11 protein-coding genes are annotated in these 14725 nt (G+C 71.6%); 6 read left to right on the forward strand and 5 right to left on the reverse strand.

The window, feature by feature from the left end; all coding sequences use genetic code 11:
* The first annotated feature begins 126 nt into the window (after window positions 1-126).
* Together AB0A65_RS10300 and AB0A65_RS10305 are read left to right on the forward strand one after the other, a co-directional pair.
* Window positions 127-585, forward strand: a complete 459-nt coding sequence (locus tag AB0A65_RS10300; protein WP_359949422.1) for a hypothetical protein — start codon at window positions 127-129, stop codon at window positions 583-585.
* Window positions 586-590: 5 nt separating this feature from the next.
* The gene (locus AB0A65_RS10305) at window positions 591-3965 is read left to right on the forward strand and encodes a CHAT domain-containing protein (protein WP_359949425.1); all 3375 of its coding nucleotides are present in this window, start codon (window positions 591-593) and stop codon (window positions 3963-3965) included.
* Between the two features lie 19 nt (window positions 3966-3984).
* Here the strand turns inward: AB0A65_RS10305 and AB0A65_RS10310 are convergent, their stop codons facing one another.
* The gene (locus tag AB0A65_RS10310) at window positions 3985-4674 is read right to left on the reverse strand and encodes a TetR family transcriptional regulator (protein WP_359949428.1); all 690 of its coding nucleotides are present in this window, start codon (window positions 4672-4674) and stop codon (window positions 3985-3987) included.
* 84 nt (window positions 4675-4758) lie between these two features.
* Here AB0A65_RS10310 and AB0A65_RS10315 point away from each other — a divergent pair, with 84 nt between their 5' ends.
* From AB0A65_RS10315 to AB0A65_RS10325, 3 genes are all read left to right on the forward strand, one after another.
* The gene (locus tag AB0A65_RS10315) at window positions 4759-5679 is read left to right on the forward strand and encodes an SDR family oxidoreductase (protein WP_359949431.1); all 921 of its coding nucleotides are present in this window, start codon (window positions 4759-4761) and stop codon (window positions 5677-5679) included.
* Window positions 5680-5760: 81 nt separating this feature from the next.
* The gene (locus AB0A65_RS10320; protein WP_359949434.1) at window positions 5761-6573 is read left to right on the forward strand and encodes a hypothetical protein; all 813 of its coding nucleotides are present in this window, start codon (window positions 5761-5763) and stop codon (window positions 6571-6573) included.
* 10 nt (window positions 6574-6583) lie between these two features.
* Window positions 6584-7006 carry an HAD-IA family hydrolase gene (locus tag AB0A65_RS10325; protein WP_359949437.1) on the forward strand — a complete coding sequence of 141 codons (423 nt, stop codon included), beginning with the start codon at window positions 6584-6586 and terminating at the stop codon, window positions 7004-7006.
* A 16-nt stretch (window positions 7007-7022) separates the two neighbouring features.
* Here AB0A65_RS10325 and AB0A65_RS10330 read toward each other — a convergent pair whose 3' ends face one another.
* Window positions 7023-10124 (reverse strand): hypothetical protein, encoded by a 3102-nt coding sequence (locus tag AB0A65_RS10330; RefSeq protein ID WP_359949440.1) that lies wholly within the window; start codon window positions 10122-10124, stop codon window positions 7023-7025.
* A 61-nt stretch (window positions 10125-10185) separates the two neighbouring features.
* Window positions 10186-11232: a zinc-binding dehydrogenase gene (locus AB0A65_RS10335; protein WP_359949443.1), complete on the reverse strand. Its 1047-nt coding sequence runs from the start codon at window positions 11230-11232 to the stop codon at window positions 10186-10188.
* A gap of 67 nt (window positions 11233-11299) precedes the next feature.
* Here AB0A65_RS10335 and AB0A65_RS10340 point away from each other — a divergent pair, with 67 nt between their 5' ends.
* Entirely contained in the window at window positions 11300-11875 is a 576-nt protein-coding gene (locus AB0A65_RS10340; protein WP_359949446.1) for a TetR family transcriptional regulator, read from the forward strand.
* Window positions 11876-11885: 10 nt separating this feature from the next.
* Here AB0A65_RS10340 and AB0A65_RS10345 read toward each other — a convergent pair whose 3' ends face one another.
* On the reverse strand, window positions 11886-13787 hold the full coding sequence (locus tag AB0A65_RS10345) for a sulfatase-like hydrolase/transferase (protein WP_359949449.1): 1902 nt from the start codon (window positions 13785-13787) through the stop codon (window positions 11886-11888).
* A 29-nt stretch (window positions 13788-13816) separates the two neighbouring features.
* On the reverse strand, window positions 13817-14644 hold the full coding sequence (locus AB0A65_RS10350; protein WP_359949452.1) for a formylglycine-generating enzyme family protein: 828 nt from the start codon (window positions 14642-14644) through the stop codon (window positions 13817-13819).
* Between the last annotated feature and the right edge of the window lie 81 nt (window positions 14645-14725).

The raw sequence follows: 14725 nt of genomic DNA on the forward strand, positions 1-14725 counted from the left end.
GGTGAGCATGCCGCGGTGCCGCACGAATCGTGCACGGATTCGGCACGGCTAGCGCAGCCTGCGGCCGTGCGCAGCAGCCCGTTTCCGCGGCCCCGTTCACGGGCCGGGAGCTGCTACCGTTTTTCAATGGGCACTAGTCGAAGCGATCCGGAGCCGGACGCGATTGACACCGATGCACTGGCCTCCGTCCTCGACGCGGTCGATGATCACGAACGCAGCCTGTCCGACGTGGTGCTCGGCGCCGCCGCGGCGACGGTGCTCATCCCCTTGATCCAGACGATCGCAGTGAAGGCCGGCGAAGACCTCTACGCGCTCTTGAAGCGCCGATTCGCCGAGCGCCGGTCCGACCCCCGAAGCGAGCACTCGGACGCCGGGCTGATCCTGATCGACGAGCCGATGAAAGCGGCATTGCGCGTACCCCGGAATCTCGGGCAAGACGACCTGGCTGAGATCGGCAGACTCCTCGCACTGGCGAACGGCACGGACTGGGTCCTCGTCAGCCGTGGTTCGGCAGGGTCGGATTGGACGCTCCAGGTCGTCGAGGCGCGGCCCGAAGACGGCGTACCGGTCCCCGCCGGGGACTGAGGCGGATGCTTCCCTCCGACACCGAAGCGGCCAGCGAACTCATCGAGGCCGCCGTCGCCGCGTACTTGGAAGAGGGCGACCTCTCTGTGATCGCGTCCGACCAGGTCAACGAATTGCTGACCGTACTCGAAGACGCGTTCAACGACGGGACCCTTCCCACCCGGACCCGGTTGTGCGACGCATTCGCCTGGGCCGTCTGGTGCGCATACCGGCACCTCCGTAGCCCCGAGTACTTCCGCCTCGCCTTTGCCGCCTTCGATCCGGCGGACGATGGGCGCGTCCTTCCCGAGCCGGTCGATGCCCTCGGCCTCCTGGCCGCCGATCGAGCCGTCGACCTGACGCATGCGCTCGTCGTTCGGGACCAGCTGGTCCTGTTCGCCCGCGCTACCCAGGAGCACGTCGTTGTCGAGCGCGCCGCGCAGATGACCCTCGCTATCGCATGCATGATGCCTGCGGCGATGCAGATTGAGCAGGTCGAGCGTCATGCTGAAGCGGGCCAACTGTTCTACGCCCACTACGAGCGGACCGCCGACACCGCGAGCCTCATCGAGGCGTACGCGATGTTCAGGTTCGCGTTCCAGCACCCTGATCGGCTTCCCCGTCGCGGGGTGCACCTCTACCCGGACCATCTGCTGGTCTTGACCGCGACGCACGACTTCACCGGCGACTCGGACGTGCTCGACGAGCTCATCGAGGTCGGAAAGGGGGCCCAGAAAAGTCGGAAGCGGCTCGGCAGCCGCTATCCGGCCTGCCTGTCGATGCTCGGCGCCGCCTATCGCCACCGGTTCGAGGCATCGGGTGACCCCGCCGACGCGAAGAACGCGGTCGACCTGGCACGCCGCGCCGTCGCCGCCACTCCGAGGGACGACCCCAACTGGTTCGTACGGCGTGGAAACCTCGCCGCCGCGCTGCTGTCGTCCCAACAGCACGAACCCGACCGAGCGAGTCTCGAGGAATGCACCGACCTTCTGAGGGAGGCCGCTGCGGCCGACGATCACAGCCCTGACCTTACGACCCCGGGCATGCCCTGGACGAATCTGGCGTTGGCCCATCTGAAGGCGTTCGAGCTCTTCGGCGACCGCGAGGCGATCGACGCTGCGATCCTCGCCGCTTCCCGCGCGGTCGAGCGGATCGACGAGAACCATCCGCAGGCAGGGCGCTACTACTGGCATCTGGGCATCGGGCTTCAGACGAAGTGGATGCTCGAAGGGGACTCCAACGCCCTCCACTCAGCATTCCTCGCCGCCAGGACCGCGCTCGAACAGACGCCGGCCGGTCACCCGTACCGGCCGGAGCGGATGGTGCTCGTCGCATTCTGCCTGGTCCACCTGCACGACCTGAATTACGCGGCAGAGCCGGGCACGATCGCCGACCTGCTCGCTGAAGCGGACACCGAGCTGCGCCTCCATCTGACGCTGTCCCGTACCACGATCTTCGCCGGGCTCGCAGCCACGGCCCTGCGCGCGCACGAACAGCATCACGACGTCGGGATCGTCCGCGCAGCGAGCGGACTCCTCCGAACGGTCATCGGCATGCTTCCCGACGGCGACGCCGTGTCCGGAATCCTCAAAGTCAGTCTCGGCACACTCGAATGGGCCCTCAGAACCGCTGGCGAGCGCGAGATCGACACGACGACGCTGCTGTCCCACCTGCGGGCCGCATACGGGATACCTCCAGGGAACGCCCGGATCCGATCACTCTTGTCCTCTGCTCCGATCCTGTTCGACCTGGCGACCGACATCGGCGACCCGCGGCTGGCGGACGAGGCATTGGCGATCCTGGCTCTCGTCGCGGATGACAGCGACGCCGAACCCGATGACCGCTACCTTGCCGCCACCGTGTGCGCCACCCGGTCAGCCGACGCGGGCCGGTACACGGAGGCGCTCCGCCTGTTCTCCATCGCCGTCGACCAGATGCCCCTCATGTCCGGTCCCGACCTGCAAAGGCAGGATCAGGAACGGCGACTGGCACGCATGCCCGGCGCGGCCACCGACGCCGCGGCATGCGCGATCCGCGCCCGGGACCCGGCTGCGGCGCTTCAGATCCTCGAACGCGGTAGGAACATCCTCGGCGCCCGGATGCTGCACACCCACGCCCAGCTCGACGGCCTGCGTGACCGCTTCCCGGAACTTGCCGCCGAATACGAAGCACTGCAACTGGAGATCCGAGCACTCAACGGACCCGACGCAGCCAGGTCACTGGTTCGGCCCGGCCGCTATCCTGCACTGCGGAACGAACTCGCCGCTGTGGTGGCCCGGATCAGGACGATCGAGGGTTTCGATGCATTCCATGCCCCCAGCGGCACCGCACCACCTGCCTCGACCGAGGCGGGACCCGTCGTCACCATCAATTTCTCCCGCTACGGCTCCTCAGCACTACTCACCACGTCTGGAGGAACCGAGGCGGTCCCACTCCCCGATCTGACCGAAACGAGTCTCACCCTTCACGTCGACATGTTCGACGAGGCGATCCGGATCCGCAGGATCGATCAGGCGCTGGCCGGTCGGCGCGCCGACGCGGTCCTGCGCTGGCTCTGGGACGCAGTCGCCGAACCGGCGCTCGACGCGCTCGGGATCGGAGCGGTCGGCGGCGGCGAGACGCCGCGGGTGTGGTGGATCCCGACGGGTGCCCTCAGCTTTCTCCCGATCCACGCCGCGGGCCATCACGACCGGCCCGCTGACCAGACTTCTCCGACGGTGCTCGACCGCTGCGTCTCCTCGTACGCGGCGAGTATCGGCGCACTCGCCCATGCGCGCCGCCTCGCGTCGAGTGGCCCGGACTCGGGCCGCGGGCTCATCGTCGCAGTGGACTCATCACATGCAGGCGTGCCGGACCTTCCCGGTGTCGCGCTCGAAGTCGCCCAACTTCATGAGCGGTTCCCGGGTGCCACCATCCTTTCCGGACCAGATGCGACGCCCGAAGCCGTGCTGGAACTGCTGCCTGCCCACACCTGGGTCCACTTCGCCTGCCACGCCACCAGCGACATCACCGACCCCGCCTCGAACGGTCTGGTCCTCCACGGTGGTGTACTGACCGTCGAAGAACTGCTCGCCAACCGGCGGCTGCCGAACCGGATGGCGTACCTTTCGGCGTGCGACACCGGCCGCGGCGGCGTATACCTGGCCGACGAGGCGATCCATCTCGCTTCGGCCATGCAGATCGGCGGCTTTCCGCATACTGTCGGTACACTCTGGGCGGTGCGCGACCGCGTCTCCCGGCTGGTCTCCGAGCGTGTCTACCGCACTGTCGCACCTGGCGAGGGGACGGGGCCCGACTTCTCCGGCACCGCGCGCGCCCTCCACGACATCGTGAAGGAGCTGCGCGACGCCCGCCCCCTCGCGGCTCTGCAATGGGCTCCGTACATTCACTACGGACCGTGACGCCGCTTCGGTCGGATGCTCAGGCCCCGGTCTCCTTCTGCTTGAGGACCGATTGGGGTTCGCGGTGGGCGAGGCCGGTGAGGACCGTGGCGATGTACTCGCGGAGGGAGCGCTCGGTGTCGTGGCTCATGACGGCGAGTTCGGGGTGGGCGGCGTAGGCGGCGGCCATGCCGGGGGAGGGCTGGGTGCCCGCCCAGATGCCGCCGACGCCGAGGATGACCATGGCCGCCAGGGCCATTGAGGCGGTGTCGCTGTAGCCGCCGAGGCGTTCGCCGACGATGCGGCCGAACCGGTGGGCGTTGGCGACGAACGACAGCTTGTAGGCGGCCGCGACGTCCCCGGAGAGGTTGCGTTCGAGGACGCTGGGGGAGTTCGCGGCCAGCTCGCACATGCGGGAGCGGCGCACGGCGGACTCGGCGAGGACCGCGGCGACGGACTCGGCGTCGGCGGCCGTCGCGGGGAGCGTGCGCTCCAGCTCGTCGAGCCAGTCGACGAAGTCGAGGTGGTAGACCTCCAGGAGCACGGCCTCCCGGGACTCGAAGTAGCGCAGCACGTTCGACTTCGCGAGTCCGGAGCGTTTCGCCAGCTCGGTGAGGGTGAGGTCGGCGACGCGCACGTCGTACAGCAGGCCGCGGGCGGCCGCGAGGATGGCGGTGCGGCGCTCGGCGCGCTGCTCCTCGGTGCGGGCGCGGCGGAATTCGTGGTTCACGTCAGCTCCTGGTTAATAGCCCGGCGGTCTGTTATATTCGGCTTAATAGACCACCGGGCTCTTAATCTAGTGCAAGGGGCAGTCATGTACCAGGTTCCCGACCAGACCGGCAGGCGCGTCGTCGTCACCGGCGCCAACAGCGGCACCGGCAAGGAGTCCGTCAAGCGGCTCGCGGCCGCGGGCGCGAGCGTCGTCATGGCCGTGCGCTCGCCCGAGCGGGGCGAGGCCGCCCGCGACGAGATCAATGCGGCCGTCCCCGACGCCGACCTCGACGTGCGCCGCCTCGACCTCGCCGACCTCGCGAGCGTCCGCCGCTTCGCCGAAGACCTCCTCGCCGACGGCCGCCCCATTCACACACTCGTCAACAACGCGGGCGTCATGCGCCCGCCCAAGCGCCTGGAGACCGCCGACGGGTTCGAGCTCCAGTTCGGCACCAACTTCCTCGGGCCGTTCCTGCTCACCAACCTGCTCCTGCCGCGCCTGCTCGAATCCGGCGATGCGCGCGTCGCCACCATGACCAGCGGCGTCGCCCACCGCGCCGAGATCCGCTTCGCCGACCTGCAATCGCGCGCCTCCTACCGGCCGTTCGGCGCGTACGGCCAGTCCAAGCTCGGCAACATGCTCATGGGCGTCCACCTCGCCCGCATCGCCGAAGCCCGCGGCTGGCCCCTGCTCAGCGCCATCGCGCACCCCGGCTACACCCGCACCAACCTCCAGACCGCCGGCCTCAATCTCGCCCGCAGCCCCGAGAACGCCAAGCAGCCGTCCGACCGGACCTTCCTGCCCTCCCAGGACGTCGTCCAAGGCACCGAACCGCTCCTGTTCGCCGCCGCCGACCCCGCCGCCGCCCAAGGCGCCTACTACGGCCCGCAGCACATGCTCACCGGCCCCACCAAGCGGATCGCCCTCCCCAAGAGCGCCCGCCGCGGCCCCGACTACGCCGCGTCCCTGTGGTCCGTCGCCCGGGACCTCACCGACGCACCGGGACTCGACTTCCTCCAGTAAGGACGGCACGGGCGCGGGACCCCTACTGCGTGTCCGGCCGTCGTAGACTGTGGCCCGCCCCCACCCCTCTAACTGAATGGCTTGGCCCACAACAGCATGGACTTCGTAGAGCAGCTCGACCCCAACAACCTCATCAAGGACGGCCTCCAAGCCGTCGGCGTCCCGGCCGCGCTCATCGCGGTGCTCGCCCTGTGGTGGTTCACCAAAGCCTGGATCGACCAGGTCAAGTCGATGACCGCGACCGGCCAGAAGGTCGGCAGGGCTCTGCGCAGCGCCTTCCTCCACGTCCGGCGCTACCGCCCCCGCACCCTCCTCGGCAAGCTCCCGGTCACCGGCGCCGTCGTCGGCCTCCAGGCGTTCACCGCCCTGCTCGGCTACCTGCTCGCCGCGCTGGTCACGTTCTTCAACGACGTCGGAGGCCGCCTCACCCGCCTCGACCAGGCCGATCCCGGCCTCCACGACGAGGTCCACGAGATCCTGGGGCCCATCCTGCTCCCGAACTGGATCACCGGGAGCTACCTGATCGTCATGGCCGCCATGCTCTTCCTCGCCTACCGGAGCGAACCCCGCGGCTGGCGCCTCTGGCTCGCGGCCGGGGCGTACGCCGGGCCCGCGACCCTCGTGACCGTCCCTTTGCTCCTGTGCTCCCCGTGCCTCATCCCGTACGCGCTCTTCACGGCCGACCAGTCGATCGACATGTACGAACTCACCGGCGAATCCCCCGAAGCCGCCCGCGCCCTCTGGTGGGACCAGAACGGCTGGGTGGTCGTCGTCATCGGCATCTGCGCCCTCATCGTCCTCCTCGCCTACCTCGCCCTCCGAGCCGCCGCCACCCTCAAAGACACCTGGACCACCCCGCCCGACCCCCCGTCCCCCGAATGGCGAGTTGACTAGGATCCCCTGTGTGACAGCACCGCTCGCGCTCTTCGACCTCGACAACACCCAAGCCGGGCTCGTGCGGCTTCGGGAGCGCGGCTGGAGGATCGGCATCGTCACGAACGGCCGGGACGACACCCAGACCGCCACCATCATGCACGCGCAGCTGGGCGACCTGGTCGACGGCTGGGCCGTCTCGGGCGCCGAAGGCGTCAAGAAGCCCGAGACCGAGCTGTTCGCCATCGCGGCGCGCCGCTGCGGCGCCGAACTCGGATCCGGCGGATGGATGGTCGGCGACAGCGCCAAAGCCGATGTGGGCGGAGGCCGGTCGGCCGGGCTGCGCACCATCTGGATCGATCGCGGTCGCGCCTGGCCCGGCGGCCCCGCACCCGAGCGGATCGCGCACGACGCGACCGCCGCCATCGAATCACTGCTCGCCGAATCCCGCTGAGGTACGGGCGGCGGTGTCAGTCTCCGCTGTCGTACTCCTCGGCCGTGTAGACGCTGAACGCCAACACCTGCACCATGGTGGAGGGATGGGCGCGCATGCGGCGCAGCAGCTCCCGCCAAGGAGTGTCCCAATCATCGACGGCTGCGGCGTTTTCGATGATGCTGGCGGCGATGATCGAGCCGTGCAGGTCCCCGGAGTGCACCAGAGCCGCAACGAAGCCGAGCGTGAACGTGTGCGACCCGTAGTCCATCCGCTCGTCCAGTACCTCGCCGATCAGCCGGGCCTCCATCGGGTCCTGGACGCGGCCCGCCAGTCCGAGTGCCGCTTCAGGACCCGCGGCCCAGTCGAGGGTGCCCGCGAGGAGCTTCGTACCCAGGTGCGCGGGCAGGCGCTCTGCGATCGCCTCGACCGCGGCAGCGGGCGGCACCGGGCCGCCGTACAGCGGGGACATGACCGAGACGATCCGCTCGAAGCGCTGGCGTACGGGCAGGTCGCGGTCCTCGTCGGCGTTGGGCTCGTCGGCCTCGTTGTTCAAGGCGTCGACGGCGCGCAGCAGCGGACCGGGGTCGCCGCCCGCGGTCACGTTGGCGCACAGGGCGTTCATCGCGGCGGCCCACACGTCGGTCTGGTCGAGGCCGGTCGCGAGGTCGACCAGTGCATCGGCTGCGCGGGGTTCGTAGCGGGCCCAACGGGCCAGGCCCGCGGAGCCGATCACCTGGAGCCGCGCGTCGTCGTCGGAGGCCGCGGCGGTGAGCAGTTCGGTGTAGCGGGAACGGAATCCGTCCGGGACCTGCTCGGGCGCGAGGTCGAGCGCGACGGCCTGGACGTCGGGGCCGTGCTCGTCGACCGAGGCGACGATCGCCTGCGCCCATGACTCGGCGAGGCGGTCGGCGGCGGCCCCGGCGACGGCTTCGCGGACGCTTGGGTTCAGGTCGGCCTCGGCCCAGAGCCCGGTCAGGATCGCGTCGGCGCCCGCCACGCGGTAGCGGGACAGGACCCGGACGACCTGCTTGCGGACGGTGACCTTGGGCGAGTCGAGCATCCGGACCGCCTGAGCGGCGATCACCGCCGGTCGGGAGACGTGCGCGAGCCGGTCCATGACCGCGGCCGCGGCGGGCGCGTCCTTCGAGTCGAGGTAGGAGGGCAGGACCTCCCAGACGGCCTCGGCGGGGTTCGCGCGATGGAGGTCCGCGAGCGCGTCGGCCTTGACGTGCTGATTGTCGCTGCGTAGCAGGGGAAGCAGCGTGTCGAGGGCGAGACCGGGAATCCTGGTGAGGGGCCGCACGGCCATCGCGCGGTGGGCATCGGTGCGGCGCACGTCGGTCGCGATCGCTTGCAGCGTCGCGCTGTAGGCGTCGAGCGCGGAACGGGGCCAGCGGCCGAGGACCGCCGGATTCCAGGGCGCGAACAGCACGTCCGGAACGGTCTCGCGCTCGGCGGCGAGCCAGGCCGGGACGAGGTCGCCGCGGTGGTGGACCAGGGCCGGGAAGAGCTCGGGCAGACCGGGACGGGCGGCGGCGAGCTCGGCGAGCCGGTCGTGGCGGCCCCTGCTGATTCCGGCGAGGAGGCGCACGGCGGTGCGGGCGTGCGAGAGGTCCTTCGACGCCGAGGCCCGGTGCAGCAGCGCCACCAGCTCGGGGACGTCGGCGAGCCTCCTGCCGAGCGTCTCCGCGAGGCCCCACAGCAGCGCGTACTCCCCGACCTCGGCGTTGACCGCGAGCACGGGCGTGGCCCGTCGGGCGATCCCGACGGTGAACCGGCGGGGGAGTCCGCGCAGGGCGGCGGCCAGCTCCCAGCGGGTGGTCTCCGGCAGCAGGCGGTCGAACTCGTTCTCGCCGTAGGCGACGAGGTCGGGCCGACCGGCGCTCAGGCCAGCGTTGACGGCGCGGGCGGCCAGGCCGAGGCTGAGCGAGACGGCATCGGGGGAGTGCGTCGGGCCGGTCCGGAACGACTCGGTCAGGGCCGCCAGCTCGTCCAGCAACGCCGGGGTCCAGTCCTGCGGACGGACCTTCTTGAGGCCCTGGAGGATCGCCTCGTGGACGAGTCCCTGATCCCCGGCGGCGCGCTTGAGGCGCCCGAACAGGTCGGCGAGTGCTTCGGGGTCGTTCTGGAGGACGGCCGCAGCGACGAGGTTGCCGTACGCCCGAGCCCGCTCCTCGACGTCCGATCGCCTTGCCGCGGCGGTGAAGTCGTCCCGGACCTCCTCATACGGCAGGTGGGCGCGGATCGACTCCCGCTTGACGGCGTTGCCCGCGGCACGGCGGTCGCCGAGGAGGCGCCGCGCCGCCTCGGCCCGGGCCGGGTGCGGCAGGACCTCCAGGACGCTCTGGTCGTCCACGTGGACGCCCGCGCCGCGGATCGCACCGAGCACCTCCATCCGGCGGGACGGCGCGACCCGGCGCAGGACCCCGGGCACGTCGGCGCGGTCCCCGGCCCGGACGACCAGGGCCGCAATGCGATCGGCGGGTTCGGCGGCGATCCGCCGCAGGTGGGCGCTGCGGTGGAACAGCGAAGCGAGCATGCCCTCCCGGCGCGGATCGAGCAGGTAGGCCCAGGTGCGTTCCGGGACCGCCGCGAGCAGGACGGGGAGGGCCTTGATCACCGCCGTCTCGCCGACATCGGATGCGGGATGGCGTTCGAGCAGGTCGAGCCAGGCCTCCGGAGCGTGCTCCAATGCCGCGCCCAGTCCGTTCGAGTGGCGGTTCCACCAGTCGGACCGCTGCTCGGGGCTCCGTGCGCCGAGCGCCGCGGCTGCGTACGCGGTGAAGACCTCGGTGTGGTGCTTCGCGTAGGTGGACCAGGTGGAGATGCACGCGGCGAACGCGGGGAGCGCCGCGGCGACCACGGCCGAGGAGCAGGCGGGAAGCAGCCGCTCGGCCTCCTGCATGCCGTACCGCTCCTTGACGACCGGCAGCAGCTCGTCGGCCAGCGATTCGTCCCGGTCCCTGCGCAGGACCGCGTAAGCGGCCAGGCGCACTGCCTTCGACTGCTCCGGGAGCGCCGCCGCGACCGCGTCGCCCATCCCGCCGGCACGGATGGCGGCCCTGAACGCAGATCTGGCCTTCCCCGCGTCGGACTCGTCAAGGGACGCAGGGGTGGGCGCGGGCGGCTGCGGCATCGGAGGCTCCAGTCGGGATCGGTGCAGTTCCGCCGATCGTGCCACAGCCGACCCCGGTTCCTCAGGGGCGGAGCACGATCTTGCCGACGTGGGTGCGCTGGGCGAGGGCTGCTTGGGCGGCCGCTGCCTGGTCCAGCGGGTACGCGGCGGCGATGACCGGGTTGAGGTCGCCGTTCGCGGCCATGTCCATGAGGTGCCGGAAGTGGGTCGGCGTGTGCATCGACGAGCCGATGAGGGTGATGTTGTGGAGGTAGAGGCGGCGGATGTCGATGTTGATGTCGTGCCCGCCCAGGGCGCCCGCCACAGTCCAGCGGCCGCCTTCGCGCACGAGCGGCAGGAGGGCGGGGACGAGGTCTCCGGCGACCACGTCGAGGACGATGTCCACGCCGTCGGGTGCGGCGGCGCGGACCTGTCCGGGGAGGTCGCCGGCGCGGTCGAGGACGGTGTGCGCGCCCGCGTCGTGGACGGCGTCGAGCTTGGCGCCGCTGCTGATCGCGAGCACCGTCGCGCCGCGGGCGCGGGCGATCTGGACGAGGGCGAGGCCGACGCCGCCGGACGCCCCCGAGACGAGGGCGGTCTCGCCGGGGGCCAGGCGCGCCCGCTCGATCATGCCCAGCGCGGTGCCGTACGCCGTGGGGAGCGCGGCGAGCTGGTCGTCCGAGAGCGGGGACGCCGTCATGTCGTGGACGCGGGCCGCAGGGGCGGTGACGTACTCGGCGTACCCGCCGTCGCGTTCGCTGCCCATGAGTCCCAGGGGGTTCGCGTCGGGACCGACGCCGTCGTAGAGCGCGGGGTCGACCACGACCCGGCGGCCCACGAGGTCCGGCGAGACGCCGGGGCCGACCGCCGCGATCCGGCCCGCGACGTCCGCGCCCTGGATCCGGGGGAAGTCGACCGGGCCGCGCCAGCCCGCCAAAGCGCCGGGGTCGCCCGGCAGGCCGTAGGAGCCCTCGCGGGTCCACAGGTCGGTGTTGTTCAGCGCCACGGCGCTCACCTGCACCAGGACCTCGCCCGCCCGCGGGACCGGGACCGGCGCCTCCGCCGGTTCGAGGACCTCCAGGCCGCCGTGTCCGGTGATCCGCACGGCCCGCATCGTCCGCTGCGTCATGTCCGCCTCCCTGGGTATACTGATCGGTGAACCCACCACGGTACACCGATCTGTGAAGGACTGCCGGATGCCAGCACCGCACGCCGCGAGCCCCGCCCGCGGCCGCATCCTCGCCGCCGCCGAGGAGCTGTTCTACGACCAGGGGATCACCGCGGTCGGCGTGGACCTCATCGCCGAGCACTCCGGCATCACCAAACGCACCCTGTACAACCAGTTCGGATCGAAAGCCCAGCTCGTGGCCGCCTACCTCGCCGAACGCGACCGGCGCTGGCGCACCCTCGTCCAAGAGACCGTCGACCGGAGCGACGACCCCGTCGCGGCGGTCACCGCCCCGTTCGACGCCCTCCGCACCTGGACGGCGACCAGCCCCCGCGGCTGCGCCTTCATCAACGCCCTCGCCGAACTCCCCGACCCGGCGCACCCCGCCCACCGCGTCGCCGAGGACCAGAAGCGCTGGCTCCTCGACCTGTTCCGCGGCCTCGCCGCCGCGGCCGGATGCGCCGGGCCCGACGCGCTGGCGACGCGGCTGCTCGTCCTCCACGAGGGCGCCCTCGCCACCAGGCCGCTGCCGTTCGACACGCTGGCCGAGACAGCGGACCTGGCACGAGAGTTGGTCAGCGCCGCCGAGCCGTCAGCGGTTTGAGGAGCGACCGCTAGGCGAGGCCGAGGATCGCGGCCTGGACCTCCGGCGTGGGCGCGTACTGGCCGCGAAGGACGAAGCGCAGGTAGTTGACGGCCTTGCCGAGGTCGGTTCCGGTGGCCGTGGCCGAGACGGTGTCGAGCACGTCGAGCGCGGCCGCGGCGTCCTCGGCCGGGCTGTAGGTGAGGGCCTCGACGGCCTGGAGCCGGACCGGGTTCGGCGCCGCGGTGTCCGCGAGGACGCCGATGAGGTACTCGACGGCGGCGCCGCCGCGGCCCAGCCGCGCCAGGGTCTCGGCCGCGGCGATGCGCACCTGCGGGATCTCCTCGGCGTCGTTCAAGACGGCGTCCAGGTCGGCCTCGACGTCCCTGCGGTGCAAGCGATCCGCGGCAACGAGGATGAGCAGGCCCTGCGCGCCCCAGTAGCGGACGACCTCGTTGCCGTCGCGCAGCGCCCGCGTGAACTTCGCCGTGTTCGACTGCCTGCGCTGGATCGCGAGGTCGGCGAGCGCCTTGACCCGCCCGATCGGGAACGCCCCGCGCGCCCGGGACCGGTCGTAGCCCTCCGCGGCGGCGCCCTCGGGGATGAACCCGTTGTCGTGCACCGCGATCAGGTGCTCGTCGAGGGCCGCGGCGAGGCGGCGGCGCACGCGGCGCAGGTGCGGCTCGTCGATGAGGTTCGCGACCTCGTCGGGATCGGCGTCGAGGTCGTACAGCTCCTCGGCGGGCTTGGGGCCCCACCAGCGCTCCTGGACCTCCTCCAGCGCGCCGTCGAGGTGCGCCTGCTCCCAGTCGAGGACGCCGAGCTGCTGGAAGAGGTAGCCGACGTGCTGGTTGTAGATCCGGTGCGGCGCATAGTTGCGGATGTACCGGAAGCGCCCGTCCCTGACCGTGCGCACGAAGTCGTACCGCTCGTCCATGCGGTTGCGCGCCCCGAAGGCGTACTCGGGGCGGCGGCCCCGCTCCAGCAGCGAGGTCCCGTCGAAGTGGCCGGGGACGTCGAGCCCGGCCACCTCCAGGACCGTGGGCGCGTAGTCGAGCGTCGTCACCGGGTCGGTCACGACCGAGCCCGGGGCGGCGGGCGCGAGGTGCGCCCACTTGTCGGGGAAGACCGCGATCAGCGCGGTGCGCAGGCCCGAGTCGTAGGCGTAGCGCTTGGAGCGCGGGAGGACGCCGCCGTTGTCGGAGTAGTAGAAGACGACCGTGTCCTCCGCGAGCCCGGCGGCTTCGAGCTCGGCGAGGCGGTCGGCGACCTGGGCGTCCACGCGGGTGATGTTGTCGTAGTAGTGGGCCCGGTCGGCGCGGGTGGCCTCGGTGTCGGGCGTGTACTCGGGGAGCTCGGCGTCGGCGGGGTCGTGGACGCCGGTGGGCTCGCTCGACCACAGCGACGACTCGTGGGTGGTCATGTGGTTGAAGACCGCGAAGAACGGCTGGCCGGGGGCGCGCCGGGTCCAGGAGGCGCTGGCGCCGTTGGCGTCCCAGGTCGCGTCCAGGTCGATGTCGGTGTTGTAGTCGGTCTTGTTGTTGTTCGACGTGTAGTACCCGGCCTCGCGCAGGTACTGCGGGAAGCCCAGGAGCCAGTCGGGGCGCAGGCCCGAGGCGCGCATGTGGTGGGCGGGGCCGCAGGACTCGGGGGCCTTGCCGGTGATGATGGAGAAGCGGGTCGGGGCGCACACCGGGTAGGTCGAGAAGGCGTTGGCGTACAGGACGCCGCGCTCGGCGAGTGCGTCCAATGTAGGCGTCTGCGCCTGGTCGTCGCCGTACGCGCCGAGGAACGGGTTGTGGTCCTCGGCGACGAGCCACAGGACGTTCGGCCGGTCGGCGCCCTGCGCGGCGGCCGCGGCGGGCAGGGCGGTCGTCCCGGCGATCGCGCCGCCGAGGGCGAGGACGGTGCGTCGGGAGGTCTTGTGCGGCATGGGGATTCCTTCAGTTGTGGTCGGGGGGGTCAGGCGGCGACGCGGAAGCCGATGTTGCCGCTGGAGCTGTCGGGGGTGTTCGCGGAGCGGGCCGCGACCCGGTACCGGTTGCAGTACGAGTCGTGGCACATGTGGGAGCCGCCGCGCATGGCCTTGGCCTGCCCGTGCTCGGGACCGCGCGGGTCGGTGCCGGCATGGTGCTCGCGGCCGAACCAGTCGGCGGTCCACTCCCACACGTTCCCGACCGTGTTGTACAGGCCGAACCCGTTGGGCTCGAACGACTTCGCGGGGGCCGTGCCGAGGTGCCCGTCTGCGGCGGTGTTCTCCCTGGGGAAGTCGCCGCGCCAGATGTTCGCGCGGTACCGGCCGTCGGGCTCGAACTCGTCGCCCCAGGGGTAGACGGCCTGTTCGAGGCCGCCGCGGGCGGCGTACTCCCACTCGGCCTCGGTGGGCAGCCGGGTCCCCGACCAGGCGCAGTACGCCTGCGCGTCGTTCCAGGACACGTGGGTGACGGGGTGGTCCCCGCGCTCCCCGGTGTCGGAGCCGGGCCCCTCCGGCGCCCGCCAGGTGGCCCCGTCGACCGAGCGCCACCACGGCGCCGTCGGCACGCGGGGCGAGACCTCGGCGATGCGCGGGTCCAGGAACCCGTCGAACACGAACGAGTACCCGAAGCCCTCCGCCTCGGTCGCATACCCGGTCGCCTCGACGAAGGCGCCGAACTGCGCGACCGTGACCGCCGTGGCGGCGATCCGGAACGGCGACAACACGACCTGCCGCACCGGCCCCTCTGCGTCCTTCGGACGCCCGATCCCGTCCTCGGCCCCCATGAGGAACGCCCCGCCGTCGAGCCCGATCAACTCCGCCCGGCGCGGCGCAAGCGCCACGCCCACCGGCGCACGACCGGCCGACCGGGCCGGATGACCTGGGGCGCAACACGG

Origin of the sequence: Glycomyces sp. NPDC047010 (genome assembly GCF_040644205.1) — a bacterium.
Taxonomy (GTDB): Bacteria; Actinomycetota; Actinomycetes; order Mycobacteriales; family Micromonosporaceae; genus Glycomyces.